This is a genomic window from Idiomarina sp. UBA3162, assembly GCF_002364475.1.
Lineage (GTDB): Bacteria > Pseudomonadota > Gammaproteobacteria > Enterobacterales > Alteromonadaceae > Idiomarina.
On sequence record NZ_DEYI01000019.1, the window covers coordinates 62,627 to 85,629 of the forward strand.

23 protein-coding genes and 1 other RNA gene are annotated in these 23,003 nt (G+C 48.7%); 19 read left to right on the forward strand and 5 right to left on the reverse strand.

Translation table 11 applies throughout. The features are described from left to right. The 14 genes from B2X00_RS02550 to phoU form a co-directional block, all read left to right on the forward strand. The coding region (locus B2X00_RS02550) for a MotA/TolQ/ExbB proton channel family protein (protein ID WP_290485984.1) at positions 1 to 225 on the forward strand (225 nt) is incomplete at its 5' end. 2 nt (positions 226 to 227) lie between these two features. Then, complete coding sequence (locus B2X00_RS02555; protein ID WP_290485985.1) at positions 228 to 758, forward strand: MotA/TolQ/ExbB proton channel family protein; 531 nt, start codon at positions 228 to 230, stop codon at positions 756 to 758. 1 nt (position 759) lies between these two features. Further along, entirely contained in the window at positions 760 to 1,167 is a 408-nt protein-coding gene (locus tag B2X00_RS02560) for an ExbD/TolR family protein (RefSeq protein ID WP_006956345.1), read from the forward strand. Positions 1,168 to 1,169: 2 nt separating this feature from the next. Further along, positions 1,170 to 1,772: an energy transducer TonB gene (locus B2X00_RS02565; RefSeq protein WP_006956344.1), complete on the forward strand. Its 603-nt coding sequence runs from the start codon at positions 1,170 to 1,172 to the stop codon at positions 1,770 to 1,772. Positions 1,773 to 1,785: 13 nt separating this feature from the next. Then, positions 1,786 to 3,051 (forward strand): tetratricopeptide repeat protein, encoded by a 1,266-nt coding sequence (locus tag B2X00_RS02570; protein WP_290485986.1) that lies wholly within the window; start codon positions 1,786 to 1,788, stop codon positions 3,049 to 3,051. Between the two features lie 145 nt (positions 3,052 to 3,196). Further along, entirely contained in the window at positions 3,197 to 4,129 is a 933-nt protein-coding gene (locus B2X00_RS02575) for a porin (protein ID WP_290485987.1), read from the forward strand. Between the two features lie 68 nt (positions 4,130 to 4,197). Next, a complete protein-coding gene (locus tag B2X00_RS02580) occupies positions 4,198 to 5,127 on the forward strand; it encodes an AEC family transporter (RefSeq protein ID WP_290485988.1) in 930 nt (309 codons plus the stop codon). 98 nt (positions 5,128 to 5,225) lie between these two features. Continuing rightward, positions 5,226 to 5,912, forward strand: a complete 687-nt coding sequence (phoB, locus tag B2X00_RS02585; protein ID WP_290485989.1) for a phosphate regulon transcriptional regulator PhoB — start codon at positions 5,226 to 5,228, stop codon at positions 5,910 to 5,912. Between the two features lie 10 nt (positions 5,913 to 5,922). After that, on the forward strand, positions 5,923 to 7,230 hold the full coding sequence (phoR, locus tag B2X00_RS02590; RefSeq protein WP_290485990.1) for a phosphate regulon sensor histidine kinase PhoR: 1,308 nt from the start codon (positions 5,923 to 5,925) through the stop codon (positions 7,228 to 7,230). 106 nt (positions 7,231 to 7,336) lie between these two features. Beyond that, positions 7,337 to 8,320, forward strand: coding sequence for a PstS family phosphate ABC transporter substrate-binding protein (locus B2X00_RS02595; protein WP_290485991.1), 984 nt, complete (start codon positions 7,337 to 7,339; stop codon positions 8,318 to 8,320). 63 nt (positions 8,321 to 8,383) lie between these two features. Next, positions 8,384 to 10,657, forward strand: a complete 2,274-nt coding sequence (locus B2X00_RS02600) for an ABC transporter permease subunit (protein WP_290485992.1) — start codon at positions 8,384 to 8,386, stop codon at positions 10,655 to 10,657. 21 nt (positions 10,658 to 10,678) lie between these two features. Continuing rightward, complete coding sequence (gene pstA, locus B2X00_RS02605; RefSeq protein WP_290485993.1) at positions 10,679 to 12,340, forward strand: phosphate ABC transporter permease PstA; 1,662 nt, start codon at positions 10,679 to 10,681, stop codon at positions 12,338 to 12,340. A 27-nt stretch (positions 12,341 to 12,367) separates the two neighbouring features. Further along, on the forward strand, positions 12,368 to 13,183 hold the full coding sequence (pstB, locus tag B2X00_RS02610; RefSeq protein ID WP_290485994.1) for a phosphate ABC transporter ATP-binding protein PstB: 816 nt from the start codon (positions 12,368 to 12,370) through the stop codon (positions 13,181 to 13,183). A gap of 11 nt (positions 13,184 to 13,194) precedes the next feature. Further along, on the forward strand, positions 13,195 to 13,917 hold the full coding sequence (gene phoU / locus B2X00_RS02615; RefSeq protein WP_071464132.1) for a phosphate signaling complex protein PhoU: 723 nt from the start codon (positions 13,195 to 13,197) through the stop codon (positions 13,915 to 13,917). On the opposite strand, the gene serA is transcribed toward phoU, so the two are convergent. The 3 genes from serA to B2X00_RS02630 all read right to left on the reverse strand — a co-directional run bounded on the left by serA (position 13,914) and on the right by B2X00_RS02630 (position 16,482). Further along, positions 13,914 to 15,143: a phosphoglycerate dehydrogenase gene (gene serA / locus B2X00_RS02620; protein ID WP_290485995.1), complete on the reverse strand. Its 1,230-nt coding sequence runs from the start codon at positions 15,141 to 15,143 to the stop codon at positions 13,914 to 13,916. The two genes, phoU and serA, sit on opposite strands and share 4 nt — an antisense overlap. Beyond that, positions 15,144 to 15,812: a ribose-5-phosphate isomerase RpiA gene (rpiA, locus tag B2X00_RS02625; protein WP_290485996.1), complete on the reverse strand. Its 669-nt coding sequence runs from the start codon at positions 15,810 to 15,812 to the stop codon at positions 15,144 to 15,146. A gap of 70 nt (positions 15,813 to 15,882) precedes the next feature. Further along, positions 15,883 to 16,482, reverse strand: coding sequence for a 5-formyltetrahydrofolate cyclo-ligase (locus B2X00_RS02630; protein ID WP_290485997.1), 600 nt, complete (start codon positions 16,480 to 16,482; stop codon positions 15,883 to 15,885). Between the two features lie 40 nt (positions 16,483 to 16,522). On the opposite strand from B2X00_RS02630, the gene B2X00_RS02635 reads away from it, so the two are divergent. Beyond that, positions 16,523 to 18,091 (forward strand): amidohydrolase family protein, encoded by a 1,569-nt coding sequence (locus B2X00_RS02635; RefSeq protein ID WP_290485998.1) that lies wholly within the window; start codon positions 16,523 to 16,525, stop codon positions 18,089 to 18,091. A 20-nt stretch (positions 18,092 to 18,111) separates the two neighbouring features. Here the strand turns inward: B2X00_RS02635 and ssrS are convergent. Both ssrS and zapA read right to left on the reverse strand, forming a co-directional pair. Continuing rightward, positions 18,112 to 18,297: non-coding RNA, 6S RNA (gene ssrS, locus B2X00_RS02640), on the reverse strand. 8 nt (positions 18,298 to 18,305) lie between these two features. Further along, a complete protein-coding gene (zapA, locus tag B2X00_RS02645) occupies positions 18,306 to 18,623 on the reverse strand; it encodes a cell division protein ZapA (RefSeq protein WP_071464127.1) in 318 nt (105 codons plus the stop codon). A 152-nt stretch (positions 18,624 to 18,775) separates the two neighbouring features. Here zapA and B2X00_RS02650 point away from each other — a divergent pair, with 152 nt between their 5' ends. The 4 genes from B2X00_RS02650 to B2X00_RS02665 are packed head-to-tail and all read left to right on the forward strand — an operon-like array spanning position 18,776 to position 23,002. Further along, complete coding sequence (locus B2X00_RS02650) at positions 18,776 to 19,345, forward strand: UPF0149 family protein (protein ID WP_071464126.1); 570 nt, start codon at positions 18,776 to 18,778, stop codon at positions 19,343 to 19,345. A 23-nt stretch (positions 19,346 to 19,368) separates the two neighbouring features. Further along, on the forward strand, positions 19,369 to 20,691 hold the full coding sequence (pepP, locus tag B2X00_RS02655; protein ID WP_290485999.1) for a Xaa-Pro aminopeptidase: 1,323 nt from the start codon (positions 19,369 to 19,371) through the stop codon (positions 20,689 to 20,691). Continuing rightward, entirely contained in the window at positions 20,673 to 21,839 is a 1,167-nt protein-coding gene (gene ubiH, locus B2X00_RS02660) for a 2-octaprenyl-6-methoxyphenyl hydroxylase (protein ID WP_290486000.1), read from the forward strand. Before pepP ends, ubiH begins: the two co-directional genes overlap by 19 nt. Beyond that, positions 21,836 to 23,002 carry an FAD-dependent oxidoreductase gene (locus B2X00_RS02665; RefSeq protein ID WP_290486001.1) on the forward strand — a complete coding sequence of 389 codons (1,167 nt, stop codon included), beginning with the start codon at positions 21,836 to 21,838 and terminating at the stop codon, positions 23,000 to 23,002. Before ubiH ends, B2X00_RS02665 begins: the two co-directional genes overlap by 4 nt. Position 23,003: the final 1 nt, after the last annotated feature.

A 23,003-nucleotide genomic window follows, 5' to 3' on the forward strand; every position in this document is an offset into this window, starting at 1 on the left:
ATGATTAATACCTTCCAAGCAATTACCTTGTTTGGTACGGGTGACCCGAAAATGATGGCGGGTGGTATCTCGCAAGCATTGGTGACTACAGTACTCGGTCTTGTTGTCGCGATTCCGATGACGTTGCTATTCGCAATGTTACATACACGCAGTAAAAACATGATCCACATTTTGCAGGAGCAAGCATCAGGCATTATTGCTGAACGCTCTGAGCGAGGAGAATAGTCGTGTTATTTCTGATTGAATTCAGCAATGCGATTAGAGATTTCATCGAGGCCGGCGGGCATGTCCTGCTGGTCATCGGAATCCTAATCTTCAGCATGTGGCTGATGATACTCGAGCGAATTTTCTACTTTTTCAATGGCCACCGTAAAGCGGTCAAAGATGCGCGCAAACGCTGGAAAGAGCGTGACGATAAATCGTCGTGGAATGCTGAACAAATTCGTCAGGCGATGATTTCTCGTGTTGCGCTGGGGCTAGGCGGCAACCTGCCAGTGATAAAGGCATTAGTCGCTTTGTGTCCTTTGCTTGGATTAATGGGTACCGTGACCGGCATGATCGAAGTGTTTGACGTGATGGCTATCACAGGTACAGGAAGTGCTCGCTCAATGGCATCGGGTGTTTCTAAAGCCACAATCCCAACGATGGCCGGTATGGTCGGAGCACTATCTGGAGTATTCGCCGCAACTTGGTTGCAACGGACGACACGCCGCGAGCGAATGAAACTAGAAGATCGAATTTTATTGGAGCGTCACTGATATGAAACAGCATTTTGCCAACTTAGTTGAAGAAGAAGAGAGCGCTATCGACATGACGCCGATGCTCGACGTCGTTTTTATCATGTTGATCTTCTTCATCGTGACAGCCTCATTCGTGAAAGAGTCGGGTATTGATGTTAACCGTCCAGACGCAGCGACTGCTGTGCAGAAGAATCGCGCCAATATTTTGGTGGCAATCAGTGACTCGAATGAAGTTTGGATTAATAAGCGTCAGATTGATTTACGTGCGGTTCAAGCGAATATCGAACGTCTTTATGCCGAAAATCCGCAAGGATCCGTCGTTATTCAAGCGGATGAGGAATCAAATACTAAGACCTTAATTGAGGTCATGGATGCGGCACGTGCTGCCGGCGTGTTTGATGTTTCAGTAGCAACGGATGAGCAGTAACTATGAGATATATTGCCGCGCTATTAGTTGCCGCCGCAGTCACCATTGGGCTGTTCTATTTAATGCAGTCGTTAATTAGCTCAGGCGAGGGCGCGATGTCGGAGCCGGTAAAGGGCAGTGTTTTGGACTTTGTGCGCACACCTGAACCTGAACAGGTGCAGGAAAAAGAACGCAAACCAGAACGTCCGCCGGAACCTGAGCAGCCACCGGAAGACTTACCACAACCCGACATGAGTTCGGATGTTGATACGGATAGCTCGGGGTCGTATGACTTTAGCGCCGATGTCAGCGCCAGTGCGGATATTGGTAATGGCGCGTCTCTACAAGCGAGCGATGGCGAGTATTTGCCTATCGTTAAAGTTCAGGCGACGTATCCTCGTCGTGCGCTGCAACGAGGAATTGAGGGCTATGTGGTAGTCGAGTTTACTGTGACCAAACAGGGCTCGGTGAAAAACCCCGTGGTTGTTGAAGCAGAGCCACAGGGGATATTTGAGGACTCAGCCATGGAAGCGGTGTTGAAGTTTAAGTATAAGCCACGGGTTATCGACGGTGAGCCGGTAGAAGTAGAAGGGGTCCGCAACCGCATGACCTTCGAAATGAATTAAGGTGAGGTGAGCAATGAAACATCTTTTATTAAGTGGCGTAATTGCTTGGGTTGTAGGTACAACGCTCGTTCAGCCTGTGCTGGCCCAGACAACGGAACGCGTACCGGCATTGCGTGAGAAAGTATATAGCCAGTTAGCTCGTGCACAAAAAGAAGCAGAAGATAATGGTGTGCAAGCCGGTTTAGCTGCGTTGAAGTCGGTCGAGGATCGTGCAGATAGCATGAATAGCTATGAACGTGCGATGCTCTGGAACTTCTACGGCTACACCTATTACGACAACGAGCAAGTGGATAAAGCCATCGATTACTTTGCCAAGGTGGTTGAGGAGTCGCCGATTCCTGTCTCTTTAAAAAAGAACACATTGTTTAGCCTGGCACAGTTAAGTCTGACCCAAGGCGATTTCGAGGAGACACTCGGTTACTTGGACCGTTGGGAAAAGGTCGCTAAGGCGGACGAGTTGAGTAAAGCGTGGGTACTTAAAGCTCAAGCATTATACCAAGCTGAACAGTTTGCTGAAGCATTGCCATTTATTCAGAAAGCAATTACGGCAGCTGATCAAGAAGACAAAGCGCCACAAGAGAACTGGTTAATACTCGCTCGCGCTATTCATTATGAACTGAAGCAAACTGAGCAAGTGGCAGCGGTACTGGAGCGTTTAGTAAAACTCTATAGTAAACCGGAATATTGGCTACAACTAGCAGGAGTTTATGGCCAACTTGAGCAGAGTAAAAAGCAACTGGCAGTGCTTGAAGCCGCAAACCAGCAAGGGTTCATCGATACGGCAGGAGAATTACGTAATCTTGCTCAGGTTTATTATATTAATCAGTTGCCTTACAAAGCTGCAAAAATTATGCGAGATGGCTTTGACGCTGAAAAAATGGAAGCGAATTTAGCCAACCGTAAGTTCTATGCGCAAAGTTTGATGCAGGCGCGGGAATATCAGCAAGCGCTGGATGCTTATTTATGGGCTGACGAAGTTAGCGAAGATGGTGAGATGCTAGCTCAGGCAGCACACGTTGCACTCAATCTGGACAAAAACGAGCGCGCGACCATGTTAGCTAAAAAGGCCCTTGAGAAGGGTGAGGTGCGTAATGAGGGTAACTTATGGTTACTTCAGGGAATGGCCGCAGTTAACCAGCGTCATTATGAGGACGCTGTTGACTCATTTGCTAAAGCCATTGAATTCCCCGAGAGTAAGGCGGCAGCGCAGCAGTGGCAGCGGTACGCAAAGAGTCAGGTCGATTACCAACAGCGCGTTAACGAAACCGCAATGAATTAGTCACACTTTTGCAATAAAAGGTACATAAAGTAAGAAAACTGTAATAAAATCTACACGGTGTTTTAACTAAACGTTCATTTTTAGGCGTAGTTTCCTAAGAAGCCCGTAAACTACGATTAATAACTGAAACAATCGTGTGGATTTTATGTTTCGATATTTTATGTATGCAGCACTGGTGTGCAGCTCGGTAAGCGCATACGCTGACGATAACAGTGATGCGCTTACTGTTTATGGTCGTGCCAACGTCGGCTTGTTATACAGCGATATTGCGGACCAAGATGATACGGAGGTCAAAAGCTACTCTTCACGCTTTGGCTTAAAAGGCCAGCAGTCGCTCGATAATAATCTTGAAGTGTTCTATCAATTTGAGTGGGGCGTAGACCTCGCAGGCTTTGATGAAGATGACTCTATTAGTGACCGTAATCAAATCGTTGGTTTACGTGGCGACTTTGGTACTGTCATGCTGGGCCGTTACGATACCTTCCTGAAAGACTCTCAAGGCGCTATTGACCAGTTCAAAGACTATACCGCAGACCTTAAGTACTTGTTCGAAGGTGAAGTTCGCGCTGATAACAGTCTGACTTATTACTCGCCCGCCTATAAAGGCTTCAAACTGGGCTTTACCTACGTGTTTTCGGACGATGAAGGCGTAGATAATGGTCAATCCTTTGGTCTGATCTACGGTGATGAGAAGCTCAAAAGCAGCGACATCTATGCCGCGCTAGCATTTGATAATGAGGTCGATGGCTTTGACATCGTGCAATTCTCTTTCGCTACTAAAGTGAATGATATTAAGCTCGGTTTTGCTGCGCAAGATTATCAGTCAGTTGATGGTATTATCAGTGCTCAGGGCGTTTTGGTCAGTGCCGCAAAACGCTATGGGGCGTGGGTGCCTAAGATTCAGTATCAAGTTATTAAAGATGACGACCGAGATCATTCGATCTCTGTCGGAAGTGATTATTATCTCGGCGACAATACGCGTTTGTTTGCTTTTTACACCGCGCGTAACCGCGATATCCGGCAGCAGTTAACAGAAGACTACCTTTCTATCGGTATACGTCACGATTTTTCTTGGTAAGATAGATAGGCGATGAGCAGCCACCCTTTGGCTGCTCTATCTATTGAGCCAGATAATCGAGTGACGTCATGACGAATCTTATTGTACTTGCCATCTATTTGTTGATTGGAGTGGTGATTAAACGCGCTGGGAAGTTCCCTGATAACACTGCGCAAGTGCTCAATTTGTACGTCATTTACGCTGCTTTACCGGGGGTTATTTTTACCAAGATCCCTGATTTACACTTTTCTTCCGATCTCATTATTCCAATTATTACCCCGTGGCTATTGCTGGCAATGAGTGCAGTTATGGTGTTGCTGCTAAGTCGTTGGTTCAATTGGTCGCGCGAGGTGACGGGTGCGCTGCTGATCTGTGTACCACTTGGAAACACATCATTTTTTGGCTTCCCGATGATTGAAGCCTTCTATGGTAGTGATGCGATTGTATATGGACTGCTCTACGACCAGTTCGGCTCTTTTTTTGGATTAGCTATTTATTCAACAATTATCATAGCGCTGTATCGTCCGCTTGCTGCCGGTGAGTCTGCAGAGCGTCCGCGCATTATGGATATCATCAAGAAAATCGTGCTGTTTCCACCGTTCATTGCGCTGATAATCGCTCTAATTATCAAGGATATGGCTTACCCCAAGGTGTTCTCGGTACTCACCGAGTCGCTGGCAGTCACGTTGGTGCCTGTCATCATGGTCGCTGTCGGGTTTCAGTTAAAATTCCGTTTACCGAAAGGCAGTAAAACACCACTCACCGTCGGCTTGCTGCTGAAATTACTGGTGATGCCCGCGGTGACATTGTTGGTATTGGCATCTACCACGGGTATTGAATCCACTCTGGTGCAAGTCACTATTTTTGAAGCCGCAATGCCGCCCATGATTACGGCGGGCGCCGTTGCCATAATGGCCGGTTTGGCACCCATATTGTCGGCCGCCATGGTCGGCTATGGAATCTTACTGGCGTTCGTGACGCTACCGCTTCTACATCAGTTACTGCAGTGGCTGCAATGAAATCGTGACAATGTCACAAAAGTGACCTAGTTTAATAAAACTGTCATAATAATTGTTAATACTATGTCGCATAGTTTAACGAGTCAGGAAACCAATCAATGCCGCGTAGAATTCTCATAGTAGAAGATGAAGCACCAATTCGCGAAATGCTGAGTTTTGTTATGGAGCAACACGGCTACCAAGCCGTTGAAGCTAAAGACTATGACAGTGGTCTAGCAAAAATTGCAGAACCTTATCCAGACATGGTTCTTCTGGACTGGATGTTACCGGGGGGCTCAGGCATTCTACTCGCTAAGAAAATCAAAAGCGATGATTTCACCCGTAATATTCCGATTATCATGCTAACAGCACGCGGTGAGGAAGAAGATAAGGTGCGCGGACTCGAAGTCGGTGCCGACGACTACATCACTAAGCCATTTTCTCCGAAAGAACTCATGGCACGTATGCGCGCAGTTTTTCGTCGCGTTGCTCCGACGGTACTTGATGAGCCGCTCGAGATAGAAGGTTTGAAACTCGACCCTGTATCACACCGCATCTCTACTCAGGAGAGTAGTATCGACATGGGCCCTACCGAGTTTAAACTGTTGCACTTTTTCATGACTCATCCCGAGCGTGTTTATAGCCGCGAACAGTTACTTGACCAAGTTTGGGGAACTAACGTCTATGTAGAAGACCGTACGGTTGATGTCCACATTCGTCGCCTCCGTAAAGCATTACATGAGCACGGTTACGATCGTTTGATTCAGACGGTTCGTGGCGTCGGCTATCGCTTTTCGAGCCGGTAACTAGACGTTTATGGATAGGGAATATAGTAGCTTCGGCGCACTTAAGGGGTTAGTGCTTTACTTAGTGCCTTTTGCTATTGTCGGTGCCATTTTCGATATATTTTGGCAGGCGATGTCGCTATCCATGGCGGGTCTATTGGTCTGGCATTATTACTACCAACAAAAGCTGACCGATTGGCTTTGGAATAGCCGCAATATGATGCCACCGACGGCACCTGGTAGTTGGTCTTATATCTACGATGGCATTTACCGTAATCAACGTCGAAGCCAGCAAAGGCGTCGATCGTTAGCTCAGTTACTCCGTCGCTTCCGTGAGGCGGCCGAAGCGTTGCCAGATGCAGCCATCGTGTTCCGACGCGATGGCTCACTATTGTGGAGCAACCAACTCGCGCAATTCTATTTTGGGCTAAAATGGCCAGATGATGCCGGCATGAGGTTATCAAACCTAATTCGTCATCCTGAGTTTTTCAGTTATCTGAGTAAAGGTAACTTTGAGGAAGCACTTACGATACCTTCTCCAGCGCGCGACTCGCTTGATATCGAAATTCGCGTTATGCCTTACAGTGACGACCAGTACCTATTGGTTGCGCGTGATGTAACGCAAATAAAGCAGTTGGACAACTTACGTAAAGATTTTGTCGCCAATGTTTCACACGAGTTAAAGACCCCATTGACGGTACTGCAAGGTTACCTAGAAATGGTCGAAGATCCCTCAATGACACCGCCGGCGATGATGACTAAAGCGGTCGGTGAGATGCAGCGTCAAAGTGAACGCATGCGTCTACTGATCGATCAATTATTAGAGCTGTCGCGCATGGAAACGCCTTCTCATGATGTATTTGATCGGGTCGTCGATGCGCCAGTGCTATTGCAGCAACTACAAACTGAAGCTGAAAAGTTAGCAAAAGCAAAATCAATTAATGTCCACTTCGAAGTTGCTCCAATTAAGGTCTATGGTAAAGAGGATGCGCTACGAAGCGCTATGCAAAACCTTATCACTAACGCGATTCGATATAACCAAGAAGGTGGTGATATTCGCGTCACGTGGCAAATGGTTGGTAGCGAAGTTGAGTTTAGTGTTGAGGATACCGGTCCAGGAATTGGCTCCGAGCATTTACCTCGTTTAACCGAACGTTTTTACCGTGTTGATAAAGATAGAAATAGTGAGCGAGGCGGAACGGGCTTAGGTTTGTCTATCGTTAAGCAAGCGCTGCAACATCATAACTGTGAGCTACAAGTTAATAGCGCGCTGGGTAAAGGTTCGCGCTTTTGGTTTAGGCTGCCGGCGGGACTCAGAGTGACTGGTAAACGTCACTAAACTGACTTTTTTTTGTCATAATTGTCATCAAACTGTCACACAAATCTCATAAACTGCTGAAAATACGATCAACTCGTTTCGTGAAGGTCACATAAGGACACATACCATGAACAGGTTCAACAAGGCAGTCAAACAGCTCTTAGGCGTCAGTGCGGTAATCGCTCTGGCAGGTCCTGCACACGCGACAGATGATTTACCTAAATATGAGAAAGTGTCGGGCTTGTCCGGCAATCTATCCTCTGTAGGTTCTGATACCTTAGCCAACATGATGACATTCTGGGGTGAAGAGTTTAAACGCATGTACCCTAGCGTAAACATCCAAATTCAGGCTGCGGGCTCCTCGACGGCACCTCCCGCATTGACCGAAGGTACAGCGAGCTTCGGTCCGATGAGCCGCGCGATGAAGTCAAAAGAAATAGAAGCATTTGAACAGCGGCATGGTTATAAGCCTACACCGATTCGCGTGGCTATTGATGCGCTCGCGGTGTTTGTTCATAAAGATAACCCGATTGAAGGGCTGTCGATTGCAGAAGTGGATGGCATCTTTTCTTCGACACGCAAATGTGGCTTTTCAGAGCCAGTCACCCGCTGGGGGCAACTCGGCTTAACAGGTGATTGGGCGAGTAAAGATCTGCAACTGTACGGTCGTAATTCGGTGTCAGGTACTTATGGTTACTTTAAAGAAGCGGGCCTATGTGACGGTGACTTTAAGGCCAATGTAAATGAGCAACCTGGCTCTGCCTCTGTTGTACAATCGGTCTCAACGTCGCTGAATGCCGTGGGTTACTCAGGCATCGGTTACGTGACTTCAGGTGTTCGGGCGGTACCGATTGCACGCGGTGACAGTCACGAATTTGTTTCAGCAACCCGTGAAAATGCATTGGCGGGTAAATATCCGTTGGCGCGTTTCCTATATGTGTACTTGAACAAACATCCAAATCAACCGTTGAGTAAAGCGGAAGCTGAATTCGTCAAAATGATTCTGTCGCAACAAGGACAGGATATTGTCGACAAAGACGGCTACATTGCATTGCCACGTGCGGTTGTTGATGCCGAGTTAAAGAAGCTGGGCTTACATAACGCAGAATAGAGTAGTGTTAGAATGTAAATAGCCAGCGCTTATGCGCTGGCTTAACACGTTAATAGGAAAGGTATGGAAAGTCAGACAGAACAGCAGCTTAAAGCGAACCAAACGCGCCTAATAAAAGATAGACTCGCTCGTGTCGGCGTTACGACAGGTGGTGTGCTGGTACTTGTTGCGCTGTTGTTGATATTTTTCTATCTACTTTACGTTGTACAACCCATTTTTGAGTCGGCTTCGGTTAAGCCGATACATAGCTTTGAAATCAAAGCCAACGACCAAACCTTAGCGCTCGGGATGGAAGAACAGGCCGAAATTGGTTATCGCTTTGGCGCATCGGGTCAGGGCGAGTTTTTTGCCTTACAAGATAATAAGTTTGCAGACCGCAATACGGGCGACATCATCGAACAACGTATGTTGGTGCCAGAGGGGCAAATTACCAGTTTTGCGCGGTCCTTACCGGTCAATCAACAGTTCGTCTATGGTTTGGATAATGGTGAAGCCATTATCGTGCAACCCAAGTTCACAGTAACTTTTCCTGAAACAGCTCGTACTCAAGGCACTCGTCAAGTCGAACGACTCATTGTACCGCGCTTTGAGACACTCAATGACGAGCGACCTCTGCAAGTTGATCAGCAAGGGCGTGCACTGGAACAGTTAGCCTATGCCACGGATGGAGAGGGCATGTTGATGGCCGCTGTCACTGGCGCTGATACGTTATTAATCACAAAGTTTGCGGCAGAGCAAAACTTTTTGACGGGTGAGACATCACTCACACCTAAATATGAGCAGCGTACACTGAACGCTGCTATACGCGATATCGCGGTTACGCCCGATTTAAACAAAGTGTTTGCGCTTATAAATAACCGTATTGTGGTATATGCCGTCAGCATGTCGGGTACAGTCAGTGAAAGCCAAGTAATCACGCTTAACGGACGGCAGTTCGGCCAGGCACAGTCATTACACTTGATGCCGGGGGCCGCGACCGTATTGGTCACGCATGAAAGTGGCATTATCTCACAATGGTTTGAAGTCCCCACCGATGAAGGCCGAACGTTTAAGTATATTCGTCAGTTTGATGCAGGCGGGCCGATTATTGATTTAGAAGTCGAAGACTACCGTCGTACGTTTTATGCGGTGACCAATGATGGCAAACTCAACGTGTTTCATACCACATCAGAGGCCGATCTGTATCATGAAGCACTGCCTAACCTAGACACACAGATGATCACTATTGACCCGCGTGCTAACCACCTGTTAGCCGAAGCGGGGAATGAGCTGACGTTGTTTAAACTGAATAACGAGCATCCTGAAGTGACTTGGAGTGGGCTGTGGCAACAAGTGTGGTATGAAGGTTATCCAGAACCTTCTTACACCTGGCAGTCGACATCGGGCTCAGATGACTTCGAGCCTAAGTTTAGTCTGGTACCTATTTCATTTGGTACAATAAAAGCCGCTCTTTATGCGATGTTGTTTGCCGTGCCGATTGGCTTGGCGGCGGCGGTTTACACGGCTTACTTTATGTCGCCTTCAGTGCGCAAGGTGGTTAAGCCGACCGTGGAAATCATGGAAGCCTTACCCACGGTTATCCTAGGTTTCTTGGCGGGACTTTGGCTAGCACCAATCATTGAAGCTTACTTACCCGGTGTGCTTGCGGTGATTATCTTAACGCCGTTGTCGATTATTGGCTTCGCAGCACTTTGGCAGTTACTGCCGTCCCATATCCGCACTACGTTAGGCGAGGGACGTGCGTCGCTCATTCTTGTGCCGCTTGTATTATTCGTTGGCTGGTTATCGTTCTCGATGAGTCCGTGGGTGGAAGCACAGTTATTTGATGGTAATGTGCGTGGCTATTTGACCAATGAGCTTGGCGTCACCTTCGATCAGAGGAACTCATTGGTCGTCGGGATTGCAATGGGGTTTGCCGTGATACCGACCATTTTCTCTATTGCTGAAGATGCGGTATTCAGTGTCCCTAAGCATCTTTCCAATGGCTCGTTAGCGCTCGGTGCCACACCTTGGCAGACCCTGACAAAAGTCGTGTTACTGACAGCTAGTCCGGGTATCTTCTCGGCGGTGATGATGGGTTTAGGACGCGCCGTCGGTGAGACTATGATTGTACTGATGGCGACCGGCAATACACCGATTATGGATTGGAATATTTTCGAGGGTATGCGCACCTTATCAGCAAACATCGCGGTGGAGATGCCAGAGTCTGAAGTGGGGAGTTCGCATTACCGCATCTTGTTCTTAGCTGCATTCGTGTTGTTTATCTTCACGTTCTTCTTTAACACCATCGCCGAATTTGTCCGTCAGCGGTTACGCGACAAATACAGTTCGATGTAGGCTGACAGTTAGAGGTTACTCATGAAGCAATGGTTTAGAACTGGAAAGCCTTGGATTTGGTTGACGGCTGGCGCGGTAAGCGTGAGCTTGGTGGCGGTCATAGGCTTAGTGTTAATGATTGGCTGGCGCGGATTATCATTTTTCTGGCCGACAGCGATTCATCAAATGACCATCGAAACGACAACGGGCGAGACACGTACGTTAATTGGCGAAGTCTACGATAGCGAGGAAGTGCCTATTGACCGTGTTCGTCAATCGGGTGTTGAGGTCGATGCAAGCGAAGGTGAATTAATTACACGTTACTTGATGAAAATCGGTAACCGTGAATACGTGCCGTTGGATTTTACTTGGGTCGTTGAGCCAACCATCATTGACGATCAAACACCAACCGATATGGCGATAATCGAACGTACAAAAGACGGCAACTTTTATGGTCGTATCGTCGCCATTGAACAACAGGGTGAGCGAATTGCTAATCACCAAGAGCGTGATTTTCGCGACGTCTTATTTGAACGTGTTGAGCGCGCTGTCGAACTGCATGAGCAAGGTCTGGATCTGCAAGAAGATGAGATCGGTCGTATTAACTACCTGCTGAGTGAGTTAGGTCTCGAGGAGCGTCGCTTAAAATTAGAAGGTCAATTAACTGAACAGGCGCTGGCAGAACTTGATGCGGAGCGAGAACGGCTACAAGCCGATTATCAACAGCTAGAAAAGCAGCTGTTTGCGATACGCGATAAAGCCTCGCGCGATACGCTTATTGTCGAGGACTTTCGAGGAGAAGAGGTCGCTATCCCGTTGTACCGTGTGTTGGATGTTAACTTCCCGAACGATATGCATTTACTTGCAAAGATCGGCCACTTCTTCCAACAGATTGGCAAGTTTGTCTCTGAACCACCCCGCGAGGCGAATACTGAAGGCGGTGTTTTTCCAGCCATCTTTGGCACGGTTTTCATGGTGTTGTTGATGTCGGTCATTGTCACACCTTTTGGTGTGGTTGCGGCGATTTACTTACACGAGTACGCAGGCAAAAATCCGGTGACCAAGCTGATTCGGATTGCCGTGATTAACCTCGCCGGCGTGCCTTCAATCGTTTATGGGGTATTTGGTCTCGGCTTTTTCGTCTATATGGTGGGGGGAAGCATTGACCAGGTGTTTTATCCTGAGGCATTACCGAATCCAACTTTTGGTACACCAGGCGTGCTGTGGTCTGCGATTACCTTAGCGATCTTAACCTTGCCAGTGGTGATTGTATCAACGGAGGAAGGGCTTGCCCGTATTCCAAGTACCTTGCGTGAAGGTTCGCTTGCGCTAGGCGCCACCAAGTGGGAAACCATCTGGCGAATTATCGTGCCAATGGCGTCTCCGGCAATAATGACCGGCCTTATTCTTGCTGTGGCACGGGCGGCAGGCGAAGTGGCGCCGTTGATGTTGGTGGGCGTGGTTAAATCTGCACCAATGCTTCCGGTTGATGGTAACTTTCCTTACTTCCACCTTGATCGCAAGTTTATGCATTTAGGATTCCATATTTATGATGTCGGCTTTCAGAGTCCAAACGTAGAGGCTTCGCGGCCATTGGTTTATGCCACATCGTTTTTACTGATTACTGTGATAGTAGGGCTCAACCTTACGGCTATCGGTGTGCGTAATCACTTACGCGAGAAATATCGTGCACTTGAGCAATAATCACTTACCAATAGAAGGGCAGCATTGATGATTTCGGTTAGTCCAAATAGCGCCAGCGAAAAATTGGATCTGGCGAATTTAACAGACGAACAGCGCGCACTCGAAATTAAGAATTTGAGTCTATACTATGGAGAAGATCGTGCGTTGCACGACATCTCGATGAGTGTCCCTAAACACGGTGTCACTGCATTCATTGGTCCATCTGGCTGTGGTAAATCGACATTGCTGCGCTGCATAAACCGCATGAACGATCTGGTTGAGAGCTGCAAAGTTAAAGGCGATATTTTACTGCACGGTAAAAACATCTATGACAAGGGCGTGGATGTTGCCGCGTTACGACGCCGTATTGGTATGGTTTTCCAGCGCCCAAATCCTTTTCCAAAATCGGTGTATGAGAACGTGGTCTATGGTTTGCGTTTGCAAGGCGTTAAAGATCGCCGTGTGTTGGACGAGGCTGTTGAGCGCTCGCTGAGAGGCGCGGCACTGTGGGATGAGGTAAAAGATCGACTGAATGCGAGTGCCTTTAGCTTATCGGGTGGTCAGCAGCAGCGCTTGGTCATTGCTCGGTCGATCGCGATTGAGCCGGAAATTTTACTGTTAGATGAGCCGACCTCAGCGTTGGACCCGATTTCGACATTGACGATTGAAGAGCTCATCACCGATTTAAAGCAAAAATATACCGTCGTGATTGTCACGCACAACATGCAACAGGCGGCACGTGTGTCTGATCAGACCGCATTCTTGTATATGGGTCAGCTCATTGAATATGCCAACACCGACACGTTGTTTACCACGCCCATGGAAAAACGTACGGAAGATTACATCACTGGACGGTACGGTTAAGGAGTACAGGCATGGATAAATTAAACATGGGTAAGCACATTTCCAACAAGTTTAACGAGGAGTTGGAAGCCGTGCGTAACCGCGTATTGAGTATGGGTGGTTTAGTTGAGCAACAATTAAGCGATGCCATTACCGCGATTCAAACCGCTGATGTTGAGTTAGCTGAAAAAGTGCTGAGTAATGACCACAAGGTCAATAAACTCGAAGTCCAAATTGACGAAGAATGCGTGCACATTATTGCCAAACGACAGCCCGCCGCCAGTGACTTGCGGTTAGTTATTGCCATTATCAAGACGATTGCTGATTTAGAACGTATTGGTGATGAAGCTGAGCGCATTGCTAAAGTGGCGAAGGAGAGCTTCAGTAATGATCAACAGCAGTTACTGGTCAGCTTAGAGAATTTAGGTCATCAAATTTTGACAATGTTACGTAAGGTACTCGACGCGTTTGCCCGCATGGATCTTGATGCTGCCTATGAAGTACACCGCCAAGATGAGCAGGCGGACCGTCAGTATGAGGCACTGACACGTCAGTTGATGACTTACATGATGGAAGATTCGCGCTCAATTCCTAAAATTATGAACGTATTGTGGTCCGCGCGTTCACTGGAGCGCATGGGCGATCGTTGCCAGAATATTGCCGAATACATCATCTTTTTTGTTAAAGGAAAAGATGTGCGCCATGTCTCTCCCGAGAGCATCGAGCGCACAGTCAAAGGTGACAAGGCCCCTTAGAACAATTGCCGGGCACGGATCGTGCCCGGAATCGCTTTCATTTTTTCGAGCAGTTCGGTGCCATTGTCGGTATCGATATCCATCACCACATAACCGACGTTTTCATCTGTCTGTAGATATTGGCCTGCGACGTTAATCTCAAAATCACTTAAGATACCGTTAATCGCATTCATCATACCGGGTTGGTTTTTATGGATATGCAATAAACGACGAGCGGTTGCGTGCTGTGGTAATGAGACCTCCGGAAAATTCACCGCCGACAGCGTTGAACCGTTATCAGAGTAATGCACCAGCTTACCGGCGACTTCGATACCAATATTTTCTTGTGCCTCAACAGTCGAGCCACCAATATGCGGCGTTAGTAAGCAGTTTTCGATACCACATAACGGTGATTCAAAGGTGTCTTGGTTGCTCTGCGGTTCGACTGGGAATACGTCGATTGCGGCTCCGGCTAAATGACCGCTAGTTAATGCTTCAGCAAGCGCTTCGATGTCAACGACGGTGCCACGAGAAGCATTAATCAGCAAACTATTTGGCTTCATTTTAGCCAGTTGGGCAGAACCTATCATCCAGCGAGTTGAGGGTGTTTCTGGCACGTGCAAAGTCACCACATCGGCTTTTGCGAGTAGATCATCCAGGCGTTTGATAGAGCGCGCGTTACCCATAGGCAGTTTGGTCTCGACATCGTAATAGATAACCTGCATGCCGAGCTGCTCAGCCAATACGCTCAATTGACTACCGATATGACCATAACCGACGATACCAAGCACTTTTCCGCGCACCTCGTACGCATGGTTGGCCGACTTCAGCCAGCCTCCCTTATGCGCTTGTGCGTTTTTTTGCGGAATTCCACGCAACAACATAATGGTTTCGGCTAGCACCAATTCAGCGACGCTGCGTGTATTTGAAAACGGTGCATTGAATACGACTACGCCGTGCTTTTGTGCGGCTTTTAAGTCGACTTGATTAGTACCAATACAAAAGCATCCAACCGCGATAAGCTTCTCTGCCGCAGCGAACACTTTCTCAGTTAACTGCGTGCGCGAGCGGATACCAATCATGTGTACGTCTTTGATTTTCTCGCACAGTTCATCTTCATCGAGTGAGCCTTTGAGAATCTCGAGCTGATCATAGCCTTGTTGCTTAAGTAACTCGATGGCGCTGTCATGGACACCTTCGAGTAGTAGTACTTTAATCTTATCTTTTGCGAGTGATGTAACGGTCATTTAGTTTCCCCAAGTCAGCTCTTTAACACCCGCTGAGGTTGCCAGTAAGGCAACATCGGCAGAACGGGCTGCAAAGAGTCCGTTGGTGACAACACCGACGACATTGTTCAGTTGTTCTTCGAGTTCAACGGCATTAAGGATATCGAAGTTGTGCACATCAAGTATCCAGTTACCGTTGTCGGTGGTCACGCCTTGACGCCAAACAGGATCGCCGCCGAGTTTGACTATTTCACGCGCAACATAGGAACGTGCCATGGGAATCACCTCAACGGGCAACGGAAATGTACCCAGTCGACCGACTAATTTGCTTTCATCTGCGATGCAGACGAACTTTTTGGCAACCGCAGCGACGATTTTCTCACGTGTAAGCGCGGCACCGCCGCCTTTAATCATTTGACCGTGTTCGTCAATTTCGTCCGCGCCATCAATATAAACAGGAACCTCGGGGGCGCTGTTAAGTTCGAAAACCTCAATGCCATGTTGTTTTAATCGTTCGGTTGAGGCGTCGGAGCTTGAGACAGCGCCTTCGATATCGTCTTTGATCTTAGCCAGTTCATCAATAAAGAAGTTAACAGTAGAGCCAGTACCGACGCCGACAATAGCGCCTTTCTCGACATACTTAATGGCAGCTCGCGCGGCTTGTTGTTTTAACTTATCGGAAGCGGACATAGCGGGGTTCCCATACAGATTGTTGTGATACTTGATGGCACATCAGTATACCTATTTTGATGACTCATCGCTAAGAAAACTTAGGCTCTTGTTTAAAGCACCAATGGCGTGTCGGTGTGATCACTTCAGGTATCGCCACATCCCACGCTTGTATTGGTAATTGTTCAACATATTGCTCATCGTAGGCGATACCAATCGGTTGCAGTTGAGGTAGTCGACCGGCGCGCCAAGCGGCGAGTGTGCGGTCATAGTAACCACCGCCCATGCCTAAACGGTTACCCTGTGGATCGAACCCAACCAACGGCATAAACATACAACCAATGTCGCTAAGCGGAACCACGTTGTCGACACGCAGTTGTGGCTCTTCTATGCCATATCGGTTTTTAGTCAGTCGCGTATCGGGGGTTAACTTTAAAAATAGTAAATGACCAGGGCTAAATGGGTGTAAGACAGGCACCACGGTAGCCATGTTGGCTTGCCATAATGCCTCGATAGCCGGTGTCGTATTGAGCTCGTTGGCAAAACTTAAAAAAATGGCAGCGTATCCCGATGATTGTTGTGCGCGCTCTGCAACACGAGCGGCAACATCGTGGCTCGCTTGCCGTTGCATCGGTTCAGAAATAGCGGCTCGACGTGCTTTTAACTTGCGTCGCCATTCATCTCGGGTCATGCTTACTCCGATCTTTTTAACATGAAACAGAGCATACCTTATGAAAATGATAAAAACGATATGCCTTTTGTGTGGTTTTATCATCGCGTCCAGTGCAGTGGCGCAACAGGGACCACCGAAAGCACCTGAGCGTGATCGCGGCGAAGGTCCATATGAGCGCTTGATCTTGCGCGGAGCAACTTTGGTCACTGGCGAGGGTGCACCACCACAGGGACCGGTTGATATCGTGATCGAGAATGATCGAATCGTAAATATCGTCAGTGTCGGGCATCCCGGTGTGCCCATTAAACCCGACGGTCGCCCAGAGGCTAGATCGGGTGATAAAGAGATGGACGTTAGTGGTCATTACATCTTACCTGGGTTTGTTGATATGCACGCGCATATTGGTGGCTCAGCGGAGGGAATTCCCGCTGAATATGTACTCAAATTGTGGCTGGCGCATGGCATTACTACCATTCGTGAGCCCGGCAGTTTTAATGGCTTAGACTGGGTGAAATGGCATCAACAACGCGCAGCAGATAACCGCATTACGGCACCGCGGATCGTACCGTATGTAGGATTTGGTATGGGACGTGAAGAGCCTATCTATACGGCTGAGCAAGCTCGCGATTGGGTGCGTTATATCAAATCGCAGGGCGCAGCAGGGATTAAGTTCTTTGGCGCTTCACGACGTGTCATGGAAGCAGCACTCGACGAGGCGAACAAACAAGGTTTAGGTACCATGATGCATCATGCACAACTGAACGTGAAATCGATGAATGCATTGGATTCAGCGCGACTGGGCCTGACGTCGATGGAGCACTGGTATGGCTTACCCGAGGCATTATTTGAAGACCAAACGATTCAGAACTACCCGGCTGATTATAACTACAACGACGAGCAGAATCGTTTTGAGGAAGCCGGTCGCCTCTGGAAACAAGCAGCAGAACCGGGGTCTGAAAAATGGAATGCGGTGCGTGACGAGTTAATTGAACTCGATTTCACTATCGATCCGACGTTAACCATTTACGAGGCGTCACGAGACTTAATGCGTGAGCGTCAAGCAGTATGGCACGAAGATTACACCTTACCGCGTTTATGGGATTTCTTTGAGCCAAGCCGCTATGCACACGGTTCCTATTGGTTTGATTGGACGACGGAAGATGAAATTGCTTGGAAGCATAATTACCAAAAATGGATGACCTTCTTAAATGATTTTCACAACCACGGTGGTCGACTCACGCTGGGTTCTGATGCGGGTTACATTTACAAGATTTACGGCTTTGGCTACATCCGAGAAATGGAACTGCTGCAAGAGGCGGGGCTCAATCCGCTCGAAGTTATTTATGCGGCCTCCATGGGCGGTGCTGAAGCGCTCAACATGGATGATGATATCGGCAGTGTCGCGATTGGCAAAAAGGCGGACATGGTCATTGTAAAAGAGAATCCGTTAGCGAACTTTAAAGTGCTGTATGGTACAGGCCACTTTAAGCTTAATGAAGATAACCAGCCGATCCGCACGCAGGGCATTCGTTATACCATTAAGGACGGCATTGTTTTTGATGCGCAACAATTGCTCAAGGATGTGCGTGAGATAGTAGCCAAAGAAAAAGCCTCACGAGAATCGTGAGGCTTTAAGCAAACAAAGGGTGGTTTCCCGGTGACGCCGCCATCTGACGGTAGCCCTTGAACCCATTGGTTCAAGGCGGGGAGCAAGTGGGATCCATCGTAGGCTTCCCGGTGCGTGCCGGGCTTGCTCATGACGGGCCAGTGATCCCCTTAAGTAAAAGCATCGGCTCAGGGACATACGTCTATTAGCGTACGACCCAGGAAACCCTAAACTGTTAACGCTGCGGGCCGCGTTGAGCGCGTTGTTCGCTCATGGCTTGTTCAATCGTTGCCTGCAGCAATTGAATCTTTTCTTCAAGCTTCGCCGTTTTAGCGGCTTGCTCTTTTTGATCGTTCATCCACTCATGACACAAGTTCAGCGCTGTCATGACGGCAATTTGCTCAACATTGTGCAAATTGGTGCGTTCTTTTGTGTCATTAAGCCGTTCGTTCAACGCATCAGCCGCTTCTTGCAAAGCACTTTCTTGACCTACCGGACAGTTTACCCGATAGCTTCGGTCCAATAAAGTGATGTCCATTGTGCGACTCGCCATGATGCCGACTCCCTGCTACACATTGTGTTAAATGCATGCGCTGCATGCGTTCTGATGCTTATTATGGCATGTCTTAGCGATGTTTGTCAGCTAGCGAATTGCAAAGCCGAGTGTTAGGATGACAACACCAGATTTTAAATAGAACGATATCTATGACAGCTCGATTTAACTATGATCGCATCTCATCACTTTATGCGCAACATGATGTGACGCCGCAGCCTGCCGAAGTACAAGGGATACTGGCTGGTCTCGTGGCAACAGGTACACAGCCCGATTCACCCGATCTTGACGGGTTGCTCAGTGACCTGATTTACGACGGTCAACAACTACCTGCGGAACTTGCCAAGTTATTAAAGCAGCAGGCCACGGAAATTCAACATGCTTTGGCTGACCGTGACCTCGGCTTTCAACTGTTGTTGCCGGAAGACAATGCCCCCTTGCAAGAGCGCTTAAATGCGCTAGCGGGTTGGGTGCAATCATTTTTAGTAGGCTTTGGGGTTAACCAAGCGAATATCGCGGCCACCAGCGGTGACTTGCGTGAGGCGCTCGATGACATGATCGAGATCGCCAAGCTGGAGTTTGAAGTTGATGACTCAGAAGAGTCCGAGCGCGCTTACTTTGAAATCGTAGAATATTTACGTGTATCAGCGATGATGTGTTTTACAGAACTCGGTGCACGTGAGCTAGCTCAATCTAAACCCGATTCAAAAACGTTACATTAAGTACAGACTTCATAGGAGCGGCTATGCAACCGGTTATTCCTCAAGATGAGTTTTTACAGCGTCGTGAACGAGTATTATCTCGTATGCCTCAAAACACCGTCGCAATTGTATCGGGACACAGTGAGCTGACGCGTAGCAACGATACAGAGTACCCGTTTCGGCAGAACAGCTACTTTCATTATCTGACTGGGTTTAACGAGCCGGATGCCGTGTTGGTACTGAGTAAAATTGAGGGACAGCCAAGAAGTCTTCTTTTTTGTCAAAATAAAGATCCAGAGGCCGAGGTCTGGCATGGGCTTCGGTTAGGTTTCCACAATGCGGTGCATGCGTTGGCGGTCGACGAGGGTCGAGATATTGATAGTTTCGAGGATGATGTCAGCGAACTGCTCAATGGTGCGAGCAGTGTGCTTGTGTTAATGGGTGAAGACAGTGTGCTTGAAGCACAAGTGCGCGATGCCATTGATTTTCTTCGTGCCAATGAACGCAAAGGGTACGTTGCTCCGCACCGTATTGAGGATTTACGTCCGACATTGGATGCTATGCGGCAATTTAAGTCGACTCAGGAGCTTGCAGTGATGCGTGAAGCTGCGCGTATTAGTAGTGATGCGTTTAAGCGCATCATGAAGTTCTGCAAACCCGGCGCCATGGAATACCAACTTGAAGCAGAATTGCAGCATGAGTTTGCGATGCAAGGCGCGCCAGCACCTGCCTATGGCATTATCTGTGGCGGTGGTGCTAATGCTTGCATTTTGCATTACACCGACAACCGTGACGTTCTACATGACGGAGATTTAGTACTGGTCGATGCGGGGGCAGAGTATCAGGGCTATGCTGCGGATATTACGCGTACGTTTCCGGTTAACGGCCGCTTCTCTGAAGAACAAGCGATGATTTACAATATCGTGTTAAAAGCACAACAAGCGGCATTTGCGCACATTAAGCCTGGTGACACACTCAAGGCGGCCACCGAAGCGGCGGCAAAAGTCATTAATGATGAGCTGACTTTATTGGAAATATTGTCAGGTGATGCCGAAGAGAACTTTGCCAACAACCGTTGGAAGAAATTCTTTATTCATGGGCTGGGTCACTGGCTAGGATTAGACGTTCATGATGTGGGTCGCTATAAGTCGACCGATGGCGAGCCGCTTACATTCCAACCCGGTATGGTGCTAACGGTCGAACCGGGCATTTATATTTCACGTGAATCAGGCGTCGATGAACGCTGGCGCGGCATCGGCGTGCGAATCGAAGACGATTTAATTGTGACAGAGGACGGCTTTGAAAACATGACTCAAGCCGTACCAAAAACTATTGAAGAGATAGAGTCTTGGATGCAAAACAAATAACAGCTGACGTTGTCATTGCCGGCGGTAGTTTGGTCGGCGCTTTGACCGGTGTGATGCTGGCGCGACAACGTCCAGATTGGCAGGTCGTGGTGTGCGAACCGCGCTTAGAGGGGCCACCTAACGATAAGCGTATTATTGCTCTTGCAGCTGCTTCGGCTGCGCGACTACAACGGCTTGGCGTATTGGGCGAGCTGACCGATGCCACGCCCATTCGACATATCCATATTAGCGATAAGGGCTACTTAGGGGCGACAGAAATCCATGCAGAGCAAGAGCAGGTAGACGCATTAGGCTATGTCGTATCCGCCGCAGAGCTCGTTAATCGCTTTTATTTAGCCTGTCAGCAACTGGATAACGTCACCTGGTTAGCGGGAGAGTCAGTTGAACAGCTGCATCACGAGACCGACAAAGTGCAGGTTGAAACCGTAAGCGGTGCAGTCATCGATGCTCAGCTCGTGATTGGTGCGGACGGACAGAACTCAAAGATCCGCTCGTTATGCCAGTTACCTTGGCAGGTTGAGGATTACCAACAAATTGGCTGTATCAGTACCGTTAAACTCGATCGTGATTTGCAAGGCTGGGCGTACGAACGCTTTACCGAGTTTGGTCCCATGGCACTTCTGCCCATGGCAAACCAACAGGCATCGCTCGTCTGGACCTTCAATCCGGAACAGGCCGAGACCGCGAAACAATGGAGTAGCGCGGAATTTTTGACCCGCTGTCAGCGCGCGTTTGGCTACCGCGCAGGGCGCCTTACAGCCCGTTCAGAGCCGGTGTTCTATCCACTACAACTTAAAAAGGCATTGCGCTCGACCTATCACCGAACAGTGATTATCGGCAATGCATCGCACGCATTGCACCCAATCGCGGGTCAGGGCTTTAATCTGGGTTTACGTGATGTGGAATGCCTTGTGCAAGTGCTCACAGAGGCAGTTGATCCGGGAGCATTTGCCGTGCTTGATGCTTATCAGCAGTCACGCACGCGGGATTATGACGCCATCATCAACTTGACGGACGGCTTAGTGCGGGGTTTCTCAAATAATAATCGCTTGATGGTGGTGCCACGCAACTTAGCTTTAATGACGTTACAGCACTGCGCACCGTTACGTAGTCGCTTTGCACGACTTACCATGGGAATGAAGTCATGAATTACGATGTGATTGTCATCGGTGGCGGCATGATCGGGCTCACCATGGCGCTAGGACTAAAGCAACAGGGTCGCTCCGTGATGGTGATTGAGCAGCATGAGCAGCCCGCATTACCCAATGAGTTAGAATTGCGTGTTAGCGCACTTAATCATCGTAGCCGAGCGTTACTCGATGAGTTAGGTGTCTGGCCGTTGGTCAGTGCTTTTCGCGTCGGTCCCTATACCGATATGCATGTATGGGATAAAGACAGCCCGGCCGACATTCATTTTTCAGCAACCGAGGCTAATGCCGAAGACTTAGGCGCGATTACAGAAAACCGAGCGCTCGAGCACTTTTTGTGGCAACGCGCAGAAGCCGCCGGTGTTGTGATTGCGAAAACCGCACAATGGCGCTTGCGTGACAGTGGTAGCGCACATCAGCCTGCAGAAATTGAGTACGGAGCGCAACAACGCGCGCAAGCTCATTTGGTTATTGGCGCTGACGGCGGACGCTCGCGATTGCGACAACAAGCGGGTTTATCGGTGCGATTTTGGGATTACGAGCAAGTGGGCGTAGTTGCGAACCTCCGTATGGAGAAACTGCACAACGGTGTTGCACGCCAAGTGTTTTTACCCACGGGGCCATTAGCCTTACTGCCAACTCCTGATGCCGATGTCGTATCTATTGTGTGGAGTATGGATAGCTCACTGGCGCAGGCGCGCTTAGCGAATAAGGCACAGCTGGCGCAGTTTGTAACCGCCGAAAGTGGACGGTGCCTAGGCGAAGCTGAGCTGATTTCTGATGTGAAAGGCTTTCCTCTACGTATGCAATATGCACAACAGTGGCATGCGCAACGCGTCGTGTTGGTAGGTGATGCCGCGCACACCATTCACCCCCTTGCGGGACAAGGCGCTAATTTAGGGTTTGCGGACTGCGTTTGCCTATTAGAGAACTTAAAGCAGCGTGAGCTAGCGGACCTGAATAGCCTGACCCGTAGCCTTGGGCGTTATCAACGCGAGCGCAAAGCCGATACACAAACGATGATCGCAGCGATGGAGCTGTTTAAACGAGGTTTTGGTACGTCGAATCCGTTAATCAAAGCGGTTCGCTCGCTTGGGTTTCTCGCCGCAGAGCGAATCACGCCGCTCAAACAAAAGTTAGCAGAGGTCGCGCTCGGCCGCTAAG